This window comes from Amazonocrinis nigriterrae CENA67, from assembly GCF_016056305.1.
In the GTDB taxonomy this organism is placed as follows: Bacteria; Cyanobacteriota; Cyanobacteriia; order Cyanobacteriales; family Nostocaceae; genus Amazonocrinis; species Amazonocrinis nigriterrae.
Genome location: NZ_JAECZC010000062.1, coordinates 109,489 through 131,077, shown reverse-complemented (window position 1 = coordinate 131,077; position 21,589 = coordinate 109,489). Strand labels below are relative to the sequence as shown.

Sequence of the window (21,589 nt, the reverse complement as noted above, 5' to 3'; positions counted from 1 at the left end):
TTCAGGTGTAATATTGCGGAAGTAAAGAAGGGCGAGACTGATAATTATTGGAGTCAGCAATTAGAGCTTGTGCAAAAAAATCAATTCCCTCCGACCTTGACGACGGCACGGCAGTCGCAACAAGAGCGGCTCGCCGCCCAACGCGCTGCCTCAAGTCTGCACCACCGTCAGTAAATTGGCAGTGTGTTGAAATCGCTCCATCGAAAGGGAACCACCATTAACCTTGCGTTTCGTGACAGCCAAACGTAGCGAACGTTCAGCCTGATTGTTATCAGGGGGAACTTCAGGGTTGTCAAGAAAATACCACCATTGAGCGGCTTTATCACGTAAAGAACGTAAAAGCTGGCCGGCAGTAGCTCCAGCTAAGTCATTGAAATACTTGATATAACTGAATTACGGGAATTCCCGTATTTGAACTTAGGTGTGTCAACGTCTCTAATGTGCGTTTATTTTTGTGACTTGAAGAAGATTTTGGACAGGTTGTCCAACTTTACCTGACAAAATGGATGTCCAACTTCTCCTGACAAAAACGTCCAAAAAATAGCATAAAAGAAAACTAAACTGCTCAAACCCTATGCCTATATGCAAGATAACGGTTTTGATAATAGCGATCGCAGCGCAGGAGCAATGTTTGTGAGGAATCCGGTTCTAGGGAAAAGTCGCCCAAAAGTAGTATTAAAGCGGCTCTGTGTCCATTTTCTTCTTCCATTTTTGTTATTGGTGTCCATTTTCTTTTTCCAAAAGAGCGATCGCGCAGCTTAATGCCTTAACGAAATTATAAGTCCTGTCAGCTTGCAACTTGTCTAACTTCTCCTGACAAACCTTGTCCAAAATCTTCTTCAAGTTACAGCGATCGCTCTCCACAAATAAAGGCGATCGCACCTACAAACCCGCGATGATTATTTGCTGCTGCGAACTCTGTTCTAATCTACAATTGCATATTCTTTCTCTACTACATTTAACAGCTTCTCTTCCAAAGCCGTCAAATATGGACGCTTCAGTTCTCCTAATTGCCTCAACATAGCACGGGCAGCTTCTTCTAAGTTTTCGTTGTTCCTTAGCTTGTGGATGCGATCGCACAACAGCCGCATCTGCTCACACTCTCCAGGCAAGTATTCATAAGACTTGAGATGCTTCACTCCAACAGTGTACTCACCATCCCACATTTTTACTTTGCAGCTAAAGTCATTCACCTGGCTAACAATTGCCCAGCACCCACTCTTGCCCTTGAGGTCGGGGTTGTCAAGAGCAAGGATTTGGCAGACCTCGCCTAACTGGTAAGTATTGGGTACTTGCGTTCTCTCCATTATTTGCTGCACTACATCTTTGACAATCCTGGCAGACGGGACTTTGCCACCAGCTTCCTCCACAGCCTTAAGCCATACTTGTTGCTGCTGTTGGGGTTCTAGCTTCGTAAGGGGGCGGACTTGTCCCTCTGCTGTGGGCAGGATTTGACCATCATCAGAACGTATTTCAGCAGTGTCAGTTTCAACTTTATTTTGTGTCCAATTTGGACACATTTTCATGAGATTATCAAACACAGCCGAAGCTTCGATTAATCTGTAAGGATGACGGCGCTCAAATCCAAACCTGTCCTTACAATACTCCTCAAAGGTGCGATGTGTAGAGCGGTAGAGCCTGCGATCGCGTAACTCTGCTAACGCCTTACCCGCTTCAAAGAATGCCCGTTCTACTTTTCGTTCTAAGTGTAGGCGATCGCTAATTTCCGCTTCGGTCATTTCTGGAACTTCAACAGCAGTAACGTCGATGGTTGCTGTAGCTGGATGGTTCAAAGCCGAGATACGGATACCGTTGGCGAAACATTACTTAACATAAAAACGGCAGGATTTCCGTGTAATACATGGGAAAGATAAACTCGCCTTTCCGTGTATTACACGGAAAGAAAAAAAAATAAGATGGCTGCCTCAATTATTAATAAACTAGAAGAAATACCTTTGGAGGGAAGTATATGTGTTTACATCCCGAAGAAATTCTTCCTATTCCTGATGAAACGTTTCGTGTAGCCAAAGCCGCATTTCCAAAAGGTAGTCTTTATATGCGACTGCGTGATGAACTTGGGGTGTTTTATCAGGATGAAGACTTCGCCTGTGTTTATCCGCAAGTTGGTCAACCCGCACAAGCACCTTGGCGATTGGCCATGATACTGGTGATGCAATATTTAGAAAATCTTTCGGACAGACAAGCAGCGCAAGCAGTTCAAGGACGAATTGACTGGAAATATGCTTTGTCGTTGGAGTTGACAGACCCCGGTTTTGACTTTAGTGTTTTGAGCGAATTCCGTGACCGATTAATTACAGGTGGAGTTGAGCGACAAATACTAGACTTGATGCTGTCGAAATTTCAGCAACTCAAACTACTGTCAGCAAGGGGAAAACAGCGCACTGACTCAACTCATATATTAACTGTGGTCAGGGAGTTAACAAGACTGGAGCATTTAGGAGAAACTCTGCGGTATGCCTTGAATGCTGTGGCTGAAGTTGCACCCATTTGGCTGAAGTCACTAGCTCCGGTCGAGTGGTATGACCGCTATAGCAGACGTTTTGAAGATACCCGATTACCTAGAACAGCTTCAGAGCGAGAAGTTTTAGCCCAAACAATTGGGGCTGATGGCTTTTATTTACTCGATAACATCTATTCCCAAGCTTCCTCCATTGAACTACGACAACTGCCAGCCATAGAAGTCTTGCGTCAGGTTTGGTTACAGCTGACTAATGATACCTGGAAGAGGTTAGGGATGGCCTCTGAATGTTTAGGTTTAACCAGGGCTGACTATTTAGAACACATTGTTAAACATAACGCTAACCCTTGTATTACACGGGAAGACCTAGAATTTTTAGCTTCCCATCTTGGGGAAAACGAACCTCAACCGAGTATTACACGGCAGAGCGAATTAGATCAAATATCTGATACCGCGATCGCAAAACAGTCTGTTAGGTTGCCACCGACTTCAGAACTTGAAATTTTACGCGCTCGCATTTTGTCTGATCTGAAATTGGGTAAGCAAGCTACTGGGTATAAAACTGCTCAGAAGGTTCTCAATCGTTTCATTACTGAACTAATCGGTTCAGTTGAAGTGTTTGGGGAATTCGCCAACGGTATCAGTAGAAGGCAAGATAGCGTTTCTAGTGCCTAAAAGAGGATATTAGAGAAAAGATATCTTTCATCTTTAGCTGTGAAACTTGTTTGATGAAGACTGCTTCCTGAATTCAGGATAGCGGTCTGTTTCCTAACCTGACAGCCATACTTGCGTGAACTGCTTTCTGCCTTTGACACCAATTATCTATCCGGTAACACATTCGCTCCCCCGAAACCCAAACCATATTTGAAGTACAGACGATTCGCCGAATCGTCTCTCCAATTACGAATTACGAATTAGTATTACTTTTATAGTAAATAATTTAAGACAATGGATTTGATAATTGTAGGCGATCGCAGCGATCGCTTTTGTACCGAAGTTCTTGATTTAGTGCAGCAAACTGGCTACACTGCTGATATTTTTAATGTCTGTGATGCGGCTCGCTTATTCTCCATTGTCACGGAAGATGGACAAGTTATTGTTACCCCTGACATTCCAATATTACTCAGAATTCAACCACCATCTACCATCAGAACCAGTTTTGATGATTCATTTATTTATGGTGAATGTCTCTCAACTTTATGGGCAGCTGCCACACTTAACAAATCCCCAGTGATTAATCGCCCCACACCTCATAGTATATGGGGAAAAACCTCATATTCTTCTGTATTAACAGCAATGCGTGCAGGCTGTGTGGAAAACGATATTGAAATATTTTCTTCCCAAATTTTACCACTGCACACTCCCAAACTTAACCAACAATGGTACGTCCAAGATTTAGTTACATATAACACCACAGCGTACCCCAATACACCCCAAGGAGAAGGGCCTTATAGAGGACGTTGGGCAGATATTGACCCTGGTTATGAAATTGTTGTTGTTTTAGAAGATAAAGCTTGGCGTTCCACTACTGTTTCTCTAGAACATTTAGAGCTAGAACAACAAAGTATTTCTTTGATTAGAAATTTAGACTTGACATTCGGTACTGTCACCTGGAGTATTTCCGAAAACTTAGAAACTGCAACTATTGCTCGTATCGATTCTTTTCCCTTAATGGAACAAATTCAATTTGTTTGGTCTGTATTTGCTCCCGCACTCTTGGAGGTTTTATTCTCATGATTTACGCCATTGGAATTGACTCTGACCGAACTTTTCGTCATTTCGTCCGTCAAACAGCCCGGCGCAGTGTTGAGTTACAAGCAATTAACCTCAGAGAGGTGATTGTTTCAGGAGACTGGCGGTTAGCACTTCCTGATGATGGCATGAGTTGGCTAAGTGTGGGTGACAAAAAATATCCATTAGATCCCCACGGTGCTTATTATTGCCGGATTATTGACCTTTCTAGTGTGCAATCAGACATGGTTGCAGCCATGCGTTGGCGGAGTTTATTAGCTGCTCTTTGTGTTTGGTTAGAACATATTCCTGGCGTAGTAATTAATCGTCCTGGTGGTCGTACTGATAATTCTTCTAAACCATTGCATGAATATTCTTTGCAATCTTGGGGTTTTAATGTTCCTCCCAGCATCACCAGTTCTGATCCCGAACTTTTGGCAACTTTTGCAAGTGTTGGTCAAACCATCGTCAAACCTGCATCGGGTATTCGTGCTGATAGTCGCTTAGTTGAAGCAGAAGAATTTTTAGATTTTCACCCATCCCAAGGGCCAGTACATTTGCAAAGATATGTAGCCGGTGCAGATGTCCGCGCCCATGTTGTTGGAGATCAGGTTCACGCAGAAATTATTAATTGTCCTCAAATAGATTATCGCCGTTCTTATCAACAAGCAAAATATTCTCCTTGGCAATTACCTGAATCTTTAACTACACAAATTATTCAAGCTACTGCTGCCTTTGGTTTACAATTTGCTGGCTGGGATTTTAAGGTAACAGAAGATAATCAATATTGGTGTTTAGAAGCGAATCCAATGCCGGGATATGATGGCTATGATATTAGAGCCGAAGGAAAAATTACTGATTCACTTTTAGCATTACTGCAAGCAGGCAAGGGTCAGGGAACAGTTCACAGAAGCGTTACAGTAATGCAAATCAGGGAGGAAAATTCACAAGATGATTCTACTGGTTTGGGGAAACTTCCTGAAATTATTCAAGATGAAATATTAACAGAACAACAATGTGATAAGATTTATTCAACTATTCAAAGCTTACGAGAAAATTGGATTGCTAGAGGTCAAGAGCCAGTTAGTTTTTTCACATTAGGAACAGCATCTTATTTAGATTTTTTAAATTTCCCTGAATTGAGCGGTGATTATTACACGAGGGCTAAACAATTCAACTCGCTGTTAAAATCACATTTTGCTTGGCTTTATGAATTAGTTAAAAATTCTTTAGAAAAACAACTGCAAGCACCAGTTAGTTATCATTCAACTTTTGCTTTACCTGGATTTCATATTTGGGAAACACCAGCAATTTTTACTAAACCAACAGCATCAGTACATTTTGACCTACAATATCAAAATCTCCATTGGCAAGACCAAGAACAGATTGATTTTCAACAGACAATTTCTTTTACTTTGCCAATCAAACTGCCTCATTTGGGTGGCGGGCTGAATGTTTGGGATTTAACTTATGATGAATATACTAATAGTCGTGATCCTAATTATTTAGGCGATGTGGAAGTGATGAAACGCTTTAGAAATAAAAGTTTTCATGCTTACACGGTAGGTAATATTGTAGTACATTATGGACATTCACTGCACCAAATTGCTGCGATCGCTCAAGTTCATCCTGGTGATGAACGCATAACTCTGCAAGGTCACGGCGTATATCACAATGGTCAATGGCTACTATATTGGTGATTAAAGCTTACCCGATACCGTTCGGTTACATCTCTTAGTTCAGTCACCAGAGGGAGAAGAGAAGCACAGGTTGAGATTTGCAGAAATGTTGGTTAACGGATTATTTGTCGTCTTAATAAACTAATGTCATTGAAAGGAAAACCTTACATCCCACATTCCGCACCTAAAACTGGCACACAGAGAAAGCAGTAAGTAAATCAGGGATATTGCTAAAAATTAAGACGATCAAGACCGAGAAGTCAAGTTATACTAATCCGCGTTCTAAAACGTAATTCTCAAATGTGGAAAATTCGTAAGTGAACGTAATCTTTCTGGTATGTCCATTAATTCTCTAAGTCCTTGGCAAAGCGTATCGATGAAGTCTCTAAGGTGGATTTTAATGCAGAGGAGTAGGATGAAATTAGCTCACGCAGAGGAGCCACTGCAAAGAGCGCGGTTCCCCGACTTGTACCGCTAACGCGGAACCCGCAGGGTAACAAGTGGCGTCGCGCAGAGACGCAAAGGTTTTTTAATGTCTTTGGGTCTGGTGGAAGAATGCAGAGGTTAGACTTTGATAAACCAGCGTTGGCGATACATAAAAATGCCAACTGCTAACCATAATAAGACGGTGACTAGGCCAAATAACAGTGAACCGTTGAGTGTGCCTGCCCAAGATGCGAAAATGTTCTGATAAATCCAATTGTAGGTGCTGGGAGCGTTTTCTCCTGTGCCGATGCTGGTTTTGACTAAGATTTTAATTATTAACACGGATGCCACGAAAAGAGCGATCGCATTTAAGCCCATAATTTCAAAAGCTCTACTCCAGCGACGTATCAGCCGCACTTCGATGAGTTCGTAACAAGCTGCTAGCAACAATAATGCCCAACCGTTGGTGAAAACAACGTAGGAACTCGTCCACAGCTTTTTGTTGATGGGGAATGTCCACCCCCACGCCCAACCCATAATTAAGCAACCAATGCCAAATAATGCTAGCCCTATACTTGTGCGCGACTGCACAGGTTGGCTGCGTATCCATTGCCCTGTGAAGTAGCCAGCCAAGACACTCACAATGGCAGGGATGGTGCTGAATAGTCCCTCTGGATCTCCCAGGTTTTTGTAACTATCGCCTGCATACAGATGGGCTTTGGGTATAATCAGGCGGTCAATATAAGCGCCTAAGTTGCCATCCCGTGTCAGCACTCCCGCGCCATAACCGGGAACTGGTATGTACATCAGTGCCAACCAGTAGCCGATGAGTAACACTGCTGCTAGTATCCATTGCCCTTTGCGTGGCAGGTTAAGAACTGCCAGGGAAGCCAGTAGGTAAGTTAGGCTGATGCGCTGCAACACCCCCATAAACCGGATGTTACTTAAGTCAAAAGTCCACACACCCTTATTCCAAAATCCATTCAACAGTAAGCCCAAGGCAAAGAGAATGGCGGCGCGGCGTAAAATTCGCCAATAAACAGCTTTAGTGGGTTTGTTGGCTTCGGTGTACTTCGACAGGGAGAAAGTCATGGCTACACCGACAATGAACAGAAAGAAGGGAAATACCAAATCAGTTGGTGTGCAGCCATGCCACTCGGCATGGGCTAAGGGTGGATATACATCATCTGCGACTCCCACCATATTGACGAGAATCATACCGACGATGGTTATGCCACGGAAAACATCCAGTGAAGTCAGGCGCATGGGCAGAATTTGGTCTTGAATGACTATCTAAACTAGCCTGCCTGATGCATGTTATCAAGCAAAGTTTATATACTCTAATACAAGGTAAAATTTGGTTAAGTATTTTTGACAAAAGGCTATTGAGATTTTTATCGATTAGTTATTGTAATGTTTCTTCTATGTTAACCGTTGATGGCATGAAGACTCTAATTGGTTTGTTGAGTATAATTGCTGTAGAACTGTTGGAATTAACTTTTCTACACCGCACCCAGCCCTCAGCCCCTGCAATTGAAATTCTTCATCCCCAGCCGTATCAAATTAAGCGTAAATGACAACTGACAACTAACAACTGACCACTGGCTCATAACTCCTATATGATAAAGTGACATTCTATAAGTTAAAAAGTTTTAAATCCCGTGACTGTGAGCTTGTCTGTTGCTAAATCTCATCGCCAACCTTGGCCCGGGCTGATAGAAGCCTATCGTGAGTACCTGCCTGTTAGTGAAAAAACACCTGTTGTCACCTTGTTAGAAGGTAACACTCCGCTGATTCCGGTGCCGGCGATCGCAGAGCGAATTGGCAGACAAGTACGTGTGTTTGTAAAATACGACGGTCTGAACCCCACTGGTAGCTTTAAAGACCGGGGTATGACAATGGCAATTTCTAAAGCGAAGGAAAGCGGGGCAAAGGCTGTAATCTGTGCTAGCACAGGTAATACCTCCGCAGCCGCAGCGGCTTATGCCAGACGTGGAGGTATGAGTGCTTTTGTACTGATTCCCGATGGCTATGTGGCGCTAGGGAAGTTGGCACAGGCGTTGCTTTATGGGGCTGAAGTACTGGCAATTAAGGGTAATTTTGACCAAGCACTGGAAATTGTCCGGGAGATGGCAGAAAGCTATCCCATCACTTTGGTAAATTCGGTCAATCCCTACCGCTTGGAAGGACAGAAAACAGCAGCCTTTGAAATTGTCGATGTGCTGGGTGATGCCCCAGATTGGCTGTGTATCCCTGTAGGAAATGCGGGGAATATCACAGCATATTGGATGGGTTTTTGTCAATATCACCAAGCTGGAAAATGCGATCGCCTGCCCAAGATGATGGGATTCCAAGCAGCAGGTGCAGCGCCTTTAGTCACTGGTAAACCAGTAGATCATCCCGAAACTCTAGCCACAGCAATTCGCATTGGCAAACCTGCCAGTTGGGAAAAAGCGATCGCAGCACAATCAGCAAGTCAGGGAAATTTCCACGCTGTGACTGATGCAGAAATTCTAGACGCGTATCGACTTTTAGCTTCATCGGAAGGTATTTTCTGCGAACCTGCTAGTGCTGCTTCCGTAGCAGGGTTGTTGCAAGTCAAAGACCAAGTTCCCACTGGCGCCACAGTGGTTTGTGTACTGACAGGCAATGGTTTGAAAGACCCAGATACAGCCATTAAGCACAGTCAAAGTCAGTTTAAACAGGGTATTGAGGCTGAATTAGGGGCAGTAGCTAAGGCAATGGGATTTTGAAACTGTTGAATAAGCTAATTGCGTCCAAATTGTAAATTATCTGGTTAAGGACTGTCATTAGTCATTAGTCCTTAGTCCTTTGTAATTACAAAGGACTAAGAGGATGTTTGAAAAGTATTATTACTAACAACAAAAGCTTCCAAAGCTAACCCCCTACTCTCCCTTCCCTATGAGGAAATGGGGGTTTCAAAGCCTCTCTCCGCTTCGGGGAGAGGTTTGGAGAGGGGTTTTGAGTAGACTTTACGACTTGACAAACATCCTCTAAGGACTAAGAACAACCAGATAAGGCAGTTGACCGATAACCGATGATAGTCATTAGTTATCAGTCAACACCATTAGATATACAATCTTGATGTGGAAAAGCTTAATTTATTGAATTACCTGAAAATTCTCAATTGTGAGATATATTTCTTCATCAGCTATCTGGCTGTCATAATCAATATTAATTTGGGTAGGATAGCCTAGTCTAGCATCATACCGCACATCCAGGCTGTATGCGTTACGGTTAATGCCATCTTGAATGACATTAAAAAGCTTGGGTATTGTATTGTATTGTTGAAAGTATTGTGGGTCAACTGGTTGACCAGTTTCCACAGAAGTAATAGAAGTTGTTTCGCCGTTACGTACTTCAATGATTACTGGGCCTCTAGCATCTGGAATACAAAAGCAGCTGTTGCTAAAGGTGTAACGATAGTTGGAAATATTTTGCTTATTCCACAAATTGCGATTAAATTGTAATCGTCTTGCATCTAATTTATTATTATTTTTTTGCGAATGTGCTATTTCTATGGGAGGTTGGGAGACTACTGGTAGGTTCAGACCTAGAGATACCAACAATGCTGCACTGATAACAATCGGTAAACGCATATCTATTCATTTATTTTCAATAACTATCAATATATTAATTTATTCAGTTGTTTAAATCCACTTTATCTTTTGATTAAAATTCTTATTTGGCAGGCTAATCAGATAAGCAAAGTCAGTACCTGTAAGGTTTTACGCCTTTTTTAAAGAAGTATTAGATTTAGTTAAGAAAGCATTCAAATTAAAAAGTTTGCCAAACTCAGAATCTGACTAACTTTATGGTTGAATGTCTGCTTTGTGAAAGTGCGATCGCCAGGCGCAAAAGTTTTCTCCAGTTTCATTCCGTCTGGGACTCACGGCAAGTTTATTTTTTAATAAAACTCAACAACTATAACCATTAATAAATTGATTCACAGGCTTAGTTTCTGGTAATTGAATAAATTTTTATCAACTCAGAGGTACTATTGTTGTCATCATAAATAATCACAACTTGTTTTTTCACGTAATTTTAGCAGTTGCGATCGCACTAGTAATTGTATTCAGTCGTAGGGACAGTTTTGTACTGTTGCTCGTCAGTCAAAAAACATCATCATATACAGGTGACATTTTGAATCTCAAAATCTTGTTAAGAAATAATAACTATTTTGAAAATAATTGATTAGCGATCGCTAATAACTATACTTTCCAAAACCTATATGGTAGATAATTTATAAAGGCTCTATTTTTCCTTGAATAGAAACAAGGCTTGATTTTTTTGTTTCACTGCGTAAATCCTATTTCTGCCAGAGCCTGACACAGCAGGTATTCCCTAGGGAAGCCAGTGAGCAAGAAATTAGGAGCATGAAACAGTGTTTTGGAAATTGGTAATCAGTATTTTATTATTGCCCAGTTGCCTCGGATTTGAGATAGCCACAGCATCTGAAAAAAATAGCTTGCAGACGCTACCAACTCCTGAGAATTATTTAGACTTACGAGTTGTTCAGACAAAGGCAAATCAAGATGAAGTGAATTACTTTGTAAATTCAGTTGAGGAAGATTGGCAAGCTGATACGGAAAAATTAAAAGATCGAAAACACCGCCACCATTATAGAAGGCATCGTCGTTATTATCGTTATCGTAGGCAATATCATCAAAGGTACAGAAATTATAACCGTCATCAGCGATACTATCCCGAAAATATTTATTACCGTAGGCGGTATCACAATCGGTACAATAATTACTATCAAGGAGTTTCCGATCCCTTGTACTGCCATTATCTAAGACACTACGACTATCGGCACAGTAATTACCGTCGCGGTTGCTAAGCTAAAACACATTTACAGCGATTTTCAGGTTAATGAACCACATCATTTTGTGCCTCACGCAAAGGCGAGGCAGTGCGTTGGGCGGCTTTGCCGACTTGAAGCAACTGCCGTTGCAAAAGCGCAAAGAAGAAGGCAAATTTGTGGTCTAAATAAATGAAAACTGCTGTAATTTGCAACAACCCCTCTTTGATGCAAAGAAGGGTTGAGACATTCTTTACATTACTTTAAGTCAAAATCCGCCAAACGATTGCTAACATTGCCAATACAGCAACCAAGTACGCCAATGAACGGATACCGATGATCCCAAAAATGTAGACAAGACCATGCAATATTCTAGACACGACAATCACAATTGATGCGATCGCAGTGATTTTATCGCTTTGCCCTGTTATTTGTGCAGTGAAAATCACCACTGCAATCATGGCTAAATTGTCATGATGATTTCGCTGGGCCCGGTCTGCACGTTCCACCCACGGTGGTACATCAGGCATTTTTTCTCGGTTTCCCATTCCCCAACTGATATCTGAGTAGGCTACACGAGCGAGTGCAGGAATGTGATTGAGTGGAATTGACCACAGTGCTAGAATTAACAGACAAATAAGATCAGGTGTCATTCAACTTAAAAGGCGATATTAAGCTGATTTTAGGACAATACGGTTCGGATAAGCTGGGGAGGAAAGAGGGTTATTTTTTTCACTTCTTCACTCCCCCCGCTCGCCTCAACAGATAATACCAATTTCAATAATCTTTGCGACACATGGTTTGACTCTCCGGGGCGTACAGCTGTACGCCCCGGAGAGGTATCTTTCTCAACCAAACCGTATTGGTCTATAGCCTCCCGCTCATGTGCATTGATGATTTTTTCTAGCTGCTTGCTTTTTCGTCAACCACATTCCTAGTAAGCCTGCAACTGTTACTCCTCCAAGGCTTAATGGTTCAGGTACAGGTGTTGGTGATTGGAAAGTAACTTTGAATGCAGTGTCGCCCAAGCCTAGGCCAACAAAAGTTTCCCACGGGGTTGTTGTTAAGAGACTAAAGTCTGAACCATTATTCAAGAAGACAAAGCTTCCTCCAGAATAAACATCGCCTGCGCCACTATAGATATCATCAATACCGGCAATGTAGCCCAACTTTCCTGTGCCTTCTTCTCCGTCAAAAAAGTTTGAAGCACTTAGGAAAGCCACATACTGTTCTCCTGGATTTAGGCTAATTTCACCTGTATTAAAGGTAAATTCCTGAAATCCTGGTACATTATCAATTGATTGAGCCTTGCTCTCGTACAGTATAGAACCTGTTGCTTTAGTACCATCCCATTTCGCTAAATAGGCAGCAAAGTCTACAACGTCTAATCCATCGTACTCATCTAGGAAGAAAGTAAAAGAAGTAATAACATTGTCGGTTTCAGGTACAGTAAATGTTTGCCCATATGTACCAGTATTAAATTCACCGAAAGGCCAAATATAGTTGACTCCGTTCCAGCTACTGGTTGTATCAATGGTAGCTGCTTGTGTTGTTTCTCCTATTCCTAAAGTTATCAAGGTTGTTCCAGCAGCAGCCATCAATAAATTTTTGATAGCGGTCGAAGCAGCATTTAATGGGTTAAAAGCAGGTAAAAACATGTTAAACAGCGGTTTTGTTTCCACTTAGAAGCTATTATATTTACGCGCTTAAAAGCGCAACTTTACTTGATTTTGTTGATAAATTTACACTAAATATATAAAGTAGGACTTACGCATCGTACATAAGTACTATCCACAATTTGGTTATTTCAGCCATTTCTAGCATCCAGCGATCGCAAATATGCGAATAAATTACGGGTATACGAAGCGCTTGAAACGACTAAGTACTGTAATACACATTATGGTTAATTTGTACAGTGCGTAAGTTATATAAAGATAATTTAATTAGTTTTATAACTAAAAAACTATATAGTTTATCAATTGTGTTTAATGATGTCTACTGCAATACTGTGCTTCACTGGGCTGTCACTTTGTTGGGCATGATATTTTTAACTTAAGAGACATCCTCTGACTGACTTGAATTAATTAGTCCAGCAAAGTAATTTAATGTTACTGGATGGGTAAAAATTAATTCTTGTGTTTTGAGTTCTTTCTCAGATAATTGATTTTGAAAATTTATATTTTTGTCTAAATTTTCTTGCCAAGTTAATTTCTCAACTCCTAAGAATTTAGCAAAAGCGTTTGTAGATGCTGGTGAATTAAACAGTAATTCTCTGATTTTCACCTCATTTTCGTTGAGTGCAGGTTTAGCCTCAACTTGTTGCAAATTTTCTGCAATCTCAGGTTGCTGCTTTGACCAAGCAGGAACCCAGTTTTCAAAACCAGCTAACTTATTTGGGAAATTACTTGCTGCTTCTTTGATTAAGACTTGCAAAATTTGGGCATGAGGTCGTAATCTAAGAATTAGACTCGGCAACCAAGGTAATAAAATCTTGTCGGGAACTGTGGCAAATAATTTACTTAGCAACTCCACAACAAAACGGCTGATTCGGGGTGCAAATGTTAGAGATAAGATAAAACCGTTTAAGTATTCTGGAAAAGAACTAATTAACATTTCATTGCTAATTACTTCATCAAAGAATTCGCGGATTTCTTCTAGCTTTCGCAGTGTCAGCAACCATTCAGTTGTCCACAATAAACCAAGTTTGGCGGGGTCTTCTAAACCTTGGCTAGATTGTTTGACACCTATCAATAATTGACTGCGGTTGCAACCTAAAGATAATGCTAAACTTTCGAGAGTGAAAATAAAACCCAACATGCCGGCAATTTGTTCAGGAGTTGTGCCTCTATCGGCAAAGGCTTGGGGTAGTAATGTTGCGTAATGACCGTAGCCTGTGGTGACAAAATGCTCTATCCACTCAGGTAAACCTGATGGTGTGGTGCGATAATAATGTACTAGCCGCCGCACTCGCTCAAATACTTGTGGTGCATCGCTGACACCAGTTTCTTGTTTGAGGAGAAAGATTGCATGTTCGCCGAGTTCTTGGGTTAATCGGAAGCTACAAGCGTATAAAATGCTATCTTCAGTGGCTTTGAGAACATCGCTGGTTTGTGCTTGGGGGGAAAAGGCTGCTTTCTTGAGACGCTGTTCGAGAACCTGTTCGAGACTTACACCCTCGTAACCAAGCATAATAATATCGCGCTGGTATTTCCCGATGCGAATTTCCCAAGATTCCTGAATTGGTTTAGAACCGAGACTCCGATCGCCCATAATTGGTTTTACAATGCGATCGCTTAACAAATAATGCAATCGCCATAATACATCCGAACATGGTAGAAGTTCGGGTTGTTGTTTAAAATCCATTAAAGCGCGTTGGTTAGTTTGCGCTAACAAGTTGACTGACAAAGGTTGCAGCCTGTCGTAAACATCTTGTGCTAAAGGAGGTAAAGAAGCATAACCAACCGTACCAATGCGATCGCCACCGAGTAAAATTTGGCAAAGCTGGTAAATGTTGCGTTTTTTGGGAGTGCGGTCTTTTTCTAAACAAGTTATGGCTGCATCTTGAAAATCGTAGGGTGTGGGGTGCATCCGGTTCCGCATTCCAGCCAGCAACATCGAAGTTTGGTAAATAGCGATGGAATCTGCGGTACTTGCCAAATAGCCATTTTTTCGCGCCAATCCCACAATATCAGCACACCACTGCAAAAGTTGTTCTGTGTCTGCGGCGGCGAGTTCTGGCGGACGAGTTAAAAAGGCTGTCAGGCTAGAATTAGTTGATTTAGCTGCAATTGATTTTTGCTGAACCTTACCAACTTTATCTTCTTTATTTAACGAAAAACCCTTTAAACCTGTAACTTTAAGATTCTTTTTCCAACTTGTTTCCGCCAGCGACACCGTACCCGCCGGATGACGGAATTGATATTCGATAGCAGCAAAACTCGAAGGAATCAAACCGTACAGCCATTTAGTTGTTGTGCGTTGAGGAATTTCCCAAACATTATTATTAGTGACGCTATATTCTGGCACATCGCTAGCTGCATGTGCTGCACCGCAGATATATATCGCTGCTTCCGGTTTAATTTTATTTGCTTGCATATGTTTTTTCATGCAAGTCCACATATAGCTTTCCCGTTGACGGTCGATTTCGATATCGCGTTTGCGACTTCCCAAACGCCGCATCAAGCTACCGATGAGAAACATGATTTGGCGGTAAGTTTCATAATCTGCGTTAATAATAGCTGTCTCCACATATTCATCCCACCATTCCGAAAAATGGCGTGTATTGGAGTTTTGCAGCAAAAAGCTTAAAAATTCCTCAAAAGTCGGTACAAGGCTACCCACCTCCACCCCAACCGCCGATCCGTGCATTTTTGCTTCCTCACTGGTGGCTTCCTCTGACTCCACAGCTTTGACATCGGGAGGTTCCCATTGGAAAACAAAATCCACAGCTCTATCAACAAATACTAACTGAGTTTCGGGATGTTGTAGCGCAAATGCGATCGCTTGATATTCCGCCGAAGCTTCGGTAATCGGTGCAACCACACTCAACGGCATAATTTTAGGTGAAAAACTTTCCGACTCAGCCGCAAAAGCTTGCAAAGCCACAGGTAATTTACAATCACGCAAATTCTCCACAGCGTTTTGCAAATCTTCGCAAAGTTCCAAATAAATCACTTGCGGCGGCTTCTCCCGCAACCGCCGCACCATCTGCAAAGCCGAAGATGGTGAATGATGACACACCGGGAAAATTTCCAAAGGTTCATTGCTAGCCTTTTCCACATCTGCCATCAAAGCCGTCAGCATCTCGCTTAAAGGTTGAGCATCAGTAGCAAATTTTTCGGCAGCGTTCAGTAATTGTTCTTGGAGTACGTTGAATGCAGTTGGCAACTTAACCATAATTCACCAGATTTCCAAATATCTTGCGTTCTTCTTTGCGCCTTTGCGCCTTTGCGTGAGATAAAGAAAAACGAACCGCCAAGACGCAGAGGACGCAGAGAAATAAGAGTTTAAGAGGGTTTTTGCGTAATGTTTAAAATAACCCCATCGCTTGTTTTCCGCCTTGGAGAAAGGCTTCCCATTCACCTTTATTTTCTTTAGTGCGCTTTTCCACAACCGCGTGCCAAAACTTATTCATCACGGAAATATCCTCTGGTTGACGACGTACTAAAGTGCCAACTAAGGACTTTGCTAATACACCGGCTTCTAAATTAGCGACACCAAAATAACGGCTGTGTAAAATTGCATCTTCCAAAACACCGATTTGTTCAGCAGTGGAAAGGGAAGACTCTAAACGCTGGTCATCGGAACTTGCTGCTGCACTGGTTTCGCGTAAATCTGCAAAGGTTTGTAATAATACATCTAATAAAGTTGGTGGAACATCGACTTCAAAGCCGTGACGGTTCATCAACTCCTTGGTGCGGAAGAGGATAATTTCTTTTTCTTGCTTCTTATTCGTCACTACAGGCATATGTACAAAATTAAACCGTCGTTTCAATGCCGAAGAAAGTTCATTGACACCCCTATCCCGACTATTAGCAGTAGCAATTACATTAAACCCAGGTTGAGCAAAAGCCACATTATCATCTTTGAGTTCAGGAATGGAAATATACTTTTCACTCAGTATAGATATCAGTGCGTCTTGAACATCGGAAGTACAGCGAGTTAATTCCTCAAACCTTCCCATTGCACCGCTTTGCATCGCCGTCATAATTGGTGAAGGAATCAAAGAATCACGAGATTGACCCGCAGCAATCACCATCGCCACGTTCCAAGAATACTTGATTTGGTCTTCCGTAGTTCCCGCAGTTCCCTGCACTACATAAGTCGAATTCCCAGAAATTGCCGCCGCTAGTAACTCAGCCAGCCAACTTTTACCAGTCCCAGGATCGCCAATTAACAGTAAACCACGGTCAGAAGCTAAAGTGACAATAGCACGTTCAGCGATCGCGCTATCTCCATACCATTTCTGTTCAATTTGGCGGTCTAATTTTTGCGATGGCGTACTTCCCAACACAAAAGTCCGTACCATTTGCGGCGAAAGTCGCCAAGAAAACGGTTTCGCACTCTTATCAACAGAAGCTAAATATTCCAACTCCTCTGCATACTTCAACTCCGCAGGTTGGCGTAACATCACTTCATTCTTAACATTTGTACTATTACTCTTACTTCTTGGCATATTTATCTCCTAATGATTTCAAAATCTCTCTTAAACTCTTTCTTGGCGTCCTTGGCGTCTTGGCGGTTCGTTTTCTCACGCAGAGACGCAGAGTATTTAACTAACAATCACCTTCTTTAACTCCTCAATCAACTTCTTCGGACTCCCAGTTAAAATTGGCATACCCAACTCCTTCAACTTGTCGCGGAACCATTGATTAACACTGAAATATCCCGAACTTGTCACCGCACCCACCGGAATAAAATGTAATCCCGACTCTTTCAACGACTTAATATAGTCGAATAAAACTTGGTCGCTACCACCTTCGTAAAAGTCAGAAATCAACACCATCACCGTATTTTGTGGTTCTAAAATCTTTTGTGCTGCTTCTTGTAATGCTGCATAAATATACGTTCCTCCTCCTAAGTTAGTCCGCAACAACACTTCAAAGGGATCATGTACCCAAGCTGTTAAATCAATGACTTGAGTATCAAACGCTAATAAATGCACGTCAACATTAGGAAGTCCCGCAAAAATTGAGGCGAGGATAGTACATTGCACCATTGCATCCACCATTGAACCAGACTGATCAACCACTACAATCATTCTGGTTGGTGTTTTCTTCTTGGCTGTGTGGTGGTAATACAACCTATCGACAAATAATCTTTGTTCTTCTGGGTTCCAGTTTGTCAGATTTTTCCAAATTGTCCGCTTTAAATCTAAGTTGCGAAACACCCGCTTTGGTGGAACTGAGTAATCAATTTTGCCTGCAACAGCCTGCGCTACTTGCAACCGTAGCACTTCTGCTAGTTCGTTGACATATTCCTGAATTAACCGTTTGGCGTTTTTGAGGGAATTTCCTGATAAATTCGCCTTTTCACGTAAAAGCTGTTCTACCAAAGCCATTGATGGAGTTAGTTGACTGGCTAACCTGTCGTCTTTGAGGACTTCTTGCAAAGCCATCCGTTGAATTAACTCGCCTTCCAATGCTTTGAGGGTGGCGCGTAGTTGTTCTTCGGTGACGGTGAAACCTCCACCACTACCAGCACCCGCACCCATACCCGCGCCGTTACCAGAACCCTGATTTTGATTACCTGCGTTTGTCCCGCTTCCTGGTGCTTGTCCTCGCAAACTTCCCGGTTGACATCCCAAGGCTTTTTCTAAAAATCCCACATCTTTAAGCCACTGCGCGTATTGTTGCGCGGTGACAACTCCGCTTTGAGTGTTGGGGCCGAAAGCATTTAGTAGTAATTTGGAAATAACAAGTGCGCGGCGTAAGGTTGCTTCGGTTGCGTCTGCTGTTTCGTCTTCGGGAATAATGGGATTGTTAAAATCTGGTTCTAATTCTGGGTAGCGGTGGAGTAAGTTTTCAATACTAATATTAGGGTCGAGGATCAATTGCGGTAAATTCAACTCGCTGACAACTTCAGTCGCCATGTTTTCAAAGTTGGCACCTTGTTCGCTAAAACCAAACATACTGGTTAGCAAGCGCCAGTATACAACTTGACGGCGTTGGGAAATTTGCTCTGTATCCATATGCTGGTGATTGGGGACTGGGGACTGGGTGAAAAGTCTTTTTGTGTCTAAGTTGTGTAGCTGTGGTTACATAGGTTAGGATAATGGTGATGGCTCAAAGCATTAGACCTCTTGCAAAAGTCGTTCTTAGCGTTCTTTTCTTTGCGTCTTTGCGCCTTTGCGTGAGACAAAAAAAAGATTTATGCAAGAAGTCTATTGAAATAACTGCGTTTATACTCAGCACTCAGCACTTTGCTAATATTTGCCTCAACCCTTACGTAGTAGACGGCTAGATCGTTCTTGCAGAATTCCGACGACGCTACCTTTCAAGGAATCTTTACGTGAAATTACTTGTGCGGCTGTTTGACCTGTATATATTAATTTACCTTTAATTGTGGCAGTTAGTGGATGAATTGCCCATTTCCCCGCATTGAAACGTAAAAGTCCAAATATTTGGTTAGATTTGGCAATTGTTTCTAAGTCTAGTTCTGCTAAGGCGCTGATGCGATCGCTAGCAATGCTGATTTCGCCTCCATCACCCCAAGTTAAAATTAGATTTTCGTCTTTTTTGACAACTTTATAGTTACTGATAAATATCGGTTCGGCAAGTTGGATGGGATGGCGATCGCTCGGTGCAACTGTACAATAAGTTAAGCTATCTCCTGCATTTTCACCAAAAAATTTTGATGCCCGCTCCATCAAATTATAATCCTGACCAAGCTCGCCTTGACCTTGCCACAGCAAATCACCAGTGGGTAGTAAGGGTATATCTTTGAGAATTAATACGCGATTTTGTGCAAAAGCATCAAGTAAATCAGCCGCTTTGGGAAATAATAACCAAATTTGCTCATTATTAATTGCATCTACTTTGTAAGCTGACTGGGTAACTCTTACTAACTGAGTTTGATTATTTGCATTTAATAAACCATAAGCTGTAAAGCTAACTAAATTGGCATGTTGTCGCAAATCTAAACCTAAAATTTCTAAATTTCCAGTTATTTGCTGTGACTTCGGCAAAATAGGCAAACGCACAGTCCCTAACATCGCCTGTATCCACAAATCAACCCAACGATATGCAGGAATCACTTGACTATCTACAGCGGGAATATTACGCATTAATTCATTAAAATATCCCGTTAATAAAGCAGCTTGTCTTACTAATAAAGGTTCTGCTTGAATTTGTTCGAGTGTTCCCAAAAAAGGCACTAAAGTAGCTGTGTCGAGACGCGCATATCCTACCAAAGCAATTTCCATTAGCCAGTGACGCACACTTGCTAAAAGAACTTTGATATTGCTTGGTACTTCCTTTGTTTCATATGCAAACTCTACCTCAGCTATTGGCGTTCTTCCCAACAAATTTTTAACTTGAGATTGCAATGTATCAAATAGTGAGCCTTGAATCGATGCACGCACAGTCGCCAAAACTGCAAAATGTTGATCTACAAATTCATTCGCTGTAATTGCTGCGATCGCATCAGCCAGTGACTGAGCTAATGGTGTGCCATCAAATATACGTTCCCAAGCCTTCAAAGTCTGTAGATGTTGATGATCTAAATTGGCAAAGCCAGTAATAAAACACTCATCTAAATCTGCAATCAACTCAAATGCGACTTGATTACTTTCGCTTAATTGATTCAACGCGCTTGTGAAAGCCATGATTGTACCATTTTAGATTTTGGATTTTAGATTTTGGATTAAAAAGGTTTTTACCTTCTGCCTCCTGCCTTCTGCCTCCTGCATCCTGCCTCCTACTTAAACGAACCAACTCATTTCAGGTAGCGGAGAATTTGACGTTTCCAACTCTAGATAACGCAGGTAATTTAAAAAGCGGCTAAAAACTTCACTTGTAGGTTCCTTTTTGACTGTACCTCGCCGATTGAGAATGTCAACCAACGAATTAATTTGACTTGCATCACCGGAAACCTTAAGATAATTGCTAACTTGGTCAATACCATAAGCTGCGATCGCTTCTTTCATCACCGCTTCCAAATGCTTGCAGGGATAGCCGCGTAAACCCCCACAAGGACGGTTATTATTTGTACTGCAATAAAAATCCAGCGTTCCCGCTTCAAAAAAAGAAACATAAACGCGTTCAATATCCGAACCGCTAGAAACAACTCCCTGCAAACGATGATTGAAAAGCTCAACAAACGGAACCTGTTTAATATCCCGCTTCATTGCAGCATTTTTCTGGCTGGAACATACAAATGATGAATAAGTCATAATACTAATTTTTAATTCACGCCTAATGTGAATTAGGAAAAAAGGCGGGAGAAGTAAGAAGATGAAAGTTAGCAGCTTTTCAACTCAGACTTCCCCCATGACTAGCATAGACTTGGGAACGGTAATTACAACAATCTTTGTAGTGGTCGATGATTGGTGTCAAAAGCAAGTAAAAAGTATAACACTATTAAAACCAGGGGTGAAAGCAAGTATGAGCGATAGTGAAATCATGACACTGGCGCTATTGATGGATTATCTGCCATTTCCTGGAGAAACACAATTTCTTGGTTTCATCAGGGGAAATTACTTTGAATGGTTTCCTAATTTACTTGACCAAAGTCAATTTAATCGTCGGCTACGCAAATGAGATGGGATGTTAGAGAATTGACGCCGCAGTTGGGTGGAGGAATTGGTTGGAGAAAGTGAAAAATATTTTCTTCTCGACACCAAACCGTTACCAGTACTGGGACTCAAACGAGACAAGCGATGTAGTGATTTCGCTGGAAATGCTGCTCCTGGTCGGTGTGCTGCTAGGGAAATGAGCTATTTTGGGTACAACA

Annotated in this window: 19 protein-coding genes and 2 pseudogenes; 7 read left to right on the top strand and 14 right to left on the bottom strand. The window is 41.8% G+C overall.

The features are described 5' to 3' along the window. Position 1: 1 nt before the first annotated feature. The 4 genes and pseudogenes from I8748_RS25545 to I8748_RS25535 all read right to left on the bottom strand — a co-directional run. Positions 2-393, bottom strand: a pseudogene (locus I8748_RS25545) (IS66 family transposase); the annotation flags it as partial. A 172-nt stretch (positions 394-565) separates the two neighbouring features. Next, positions 566-709, bottom strand: a complete 144-nt coding sequence (locus I8748_RS34725) for a hypothetical protein (protein ID WP_214662749.1) — start codon at positions 707-709, stop codon at positions 566-568. 5 nt (positions 710-714) lie between these two features. Then, a complete protein-coding gene (locus I8748_RS25540; protein ID WP_198127324.1) occupies positions 715-882 on the bottom strand; it encodes a hypothetical protein in 168 nt (55 codons plus the stop codon). A gap of 41 nt (positions 883-923) precedes the next feature. Further along, on the bottom strand, positions 924-1,793 hold the full coding sequence (locus I8748_RS25535) for a hypothetical protein (RefSeq protein WP_225896546.1): 870 nt from the start codon (positions 1,791-1,793) through the stop codon (positions 924-926). Between the two features lie 176 nt (positions 1,794-1,969). On the opposite strand from I8748_RS25535, the pseudogene I8748_RS36490 reads away from it, so the two are divergent. From I8748_RS36490 to I8748_RS25520, 3 genes and pseudogenes are all read left to right on the top strand, one after another. After that, positions 1,970-2,725, top strand: a pseudogene (locus tag I8748_RS36490) (transposase); the annotation flags it as partial. A gap of 702 nt (positions 2,726-3,427) precedes the next feature. After that, positions 3,428-4,216, top strand: coding sequence for a hypothetical protein (locus I8748_RS25525; RefSeq protein ID WP_198127323.1), 789 nt, complete (start codon positions 3,428-3,430; stop codon positions 4,214-4,216). Then, a complete protein-coding gene (locus tag I8748_RS25520; protein ID WP_198127322.1) occupies positions 4,213-5,910 on the top strand; it encodes an ATP-grasp domain-containing protein in 1,698 nt (565 codons plus the stop codon). The genes I8748_RS25525 and I8748_RS25520 overlap by 4 nt, the downstream gene beginning before the upstream one ends. A gap of 543 nt (positions 5,911-6,453) precedes the next feature. Here I8748_RS25520 and I8748_RS25515 read toward each other — a convergent pair. After that, on the bottom strand, positions 6,454-7,581 hold the full coding sequence (locus I8748_RS25515) for an acyltransferase family protein (protein WP_198127321.1): 1,128 nt from the start codon (positions 7,579-7,581) through the stop codon (positions 6,454-6,456). 158 nt (positions 7,582-7,739) lie between these two features. On the opposite strand from I8748_RS25515, the gene I8748_RS25510 reads away from it, so the two are divergent. After that, positions 7,740-7,892 carry a hypothetical protein gene (locus tag I8748_RS25510; protein ID WP_198127320.1) on the top strand — a complete coding sequence of 51 codons (153 nt, stop codon included), beginning with the start codon at positions 7,740-7,742 and terminating at the stop codon, positions 7,890-7,892. Between the two features lie 84 nt (positions 7,893-7,976). After that, a complete protein-coding gene (gene thrC / locus I8748_RS25505) occupies positions 7,977-9,068 on the top strand; it encodes a threonine synthase (RefSeq protein ID WP_198127319.1) in 1,092 nt (363 codons plus the stop codon). A 369-nt stretch (positions 9,069-9,437) separates the two neighbouring features. Here the strand turns inward: thrC and I8748_RS25500 are convergent, their stop codons facing one another. Continuing rightward, a complete protein-coding gene (locus tag I8748_RS25500; RefSeq protein WP_198127318.1) occupies positions 9,438-9,935 on the bottom strand; it encodes a DUF6174 domain-containing protein in 498 nt (165 codons plus the stop codon). A 785-nt stretch (positions 9,936-10,720) separates the two neighbouring features. On the opposite strand from I8748_RS25500, the gene I8748_RS25495 reads away from it, so the two are divergent. After that, positions 10,721-11,176: a hypothetical protein gene (locus tag I8748_RS25495; protein WP_198127317.1), complete on the top strand. Its 456-nt coding sequence runs from the start codon at positions 10,721-10,723 to the stop codon at positions 11,174-11,176. Positions 11,177-11,205: 29 nt separating this feature from the next. Here I8748_RS25495 and I8748_RS25490 read toward each other — a convergent pair whose 3' ends face one another. The 8 genes from I8748_RS25490 to I8748_RS25455 form a co-directional block, all read right to left on the bottom strand. Further along, complete coding sequence (locus tag I8748_RS25490) at positions 11,206-11,352, bottom strand: hypothetical protein (protein ID WP_198127316.1); 147 nt, start codon at positions 11,350-11,352, stop codon at positions 11,206-11,208. A gap of 48 nt (positions 11,353-11,400) precedes the next feature. Continuing rightward, a complete protein-coding gene (locus I8748_RS25485; protein WP_198127315.1) occupies positions 11,401-11,790 on the bottom strand; it encodes an MAPEG family protein in 390 nt (129 codons plus the stop codon). A gap of 228 nt (positions 11,791-12,018) precedes the next feature. Further along, complete coding sequence (locus tag I8748_RS25480; protein ID WP_198127314.1) at positions 12,019-12,795, bottom strand: hypothetical protein; 777 nt, start codon at positions 12,793-12,795, stop codon at positions 12,019-12,021. 394 nt (positions 12,796-13,189) lie between these two features. Next, the gene (locus I8748_RS25475; RefSeq protein WP_198127313.1) at positions 13,190-16,033 is read right to left on the bottom strand and encodes a DUF5682 family protein; all 2,844 of its coding nucleotides are present in this window, start codon (positions 16,031-16,033) and stop codon (positions 13,190-13,192) included. A gap of 133 nt (positions 16,034-16,166) precedes the next feature. After that, entirely contained in the window at positions 16,167-17,312 is a 1,146-nt protein-coding gene (locus tag I8748_RS25470; protein WP_214662748.1) for an ATP-binding protein, read from the bottom strand. A gap of 96 nt (positions 17,313-17,408) precedes the next feature. Next, positions 17,409-18,827: a VWA domain-containing protein gene (locus tag I8748_RS25465; RefSeq protein WP_198127312.1), complete on the bottom strand. Its 1,419-nt coding sequence runs from the start codon at positions 18,825-18,827 to the stop codon at positions 17,409-17,411. Between the two features lie 246 nt (positions 18,828-19,073). Further along, positions 19,074-20,462 carry a hypothetical protein gene (locus tag I8748_RS25460; protein WP_198127311.1) on the bottom strand — a complete coding sequence of 463 codons (1,389 nt, stop codon included), beginning with the start codon at positions 20,460-20,462 and terminating at the stop codon, positions 19,074-19,076. Positions 20,463-20,558: 96 nt separating this feature from the next. Then, the gene (locus I8748_RS25455) at positions 20,559-21,029 is read right to left on the bottom strand and encodes a hypothetical protein (RefSeq protein ID WP_198127310.1); all 471 of its coding nucleotides are present in this window, start codon (positions 21,027-21,029) and stop codon (positions 20,559-20,561) included. Positions 21,030-21,126: 97 nt separating this feature from the next. Here I8748_RS25455 and I8748_RS25450 point away from each other — a divergent pair, with 97 nt between their 5' ends. Further along, positions 21,127-21,396: a hypothetical protein gene (locus tag I8748_RS25450; RefSeq protein WP_214662747.1), complete on the top strand. Its 270-nt coding sequence runs from the start codon at positions 21,127-21,129 to the stop codon at positions 21,394-21,396. Positions 21,397-21,589: the final 193 nt, after the last annotated feature.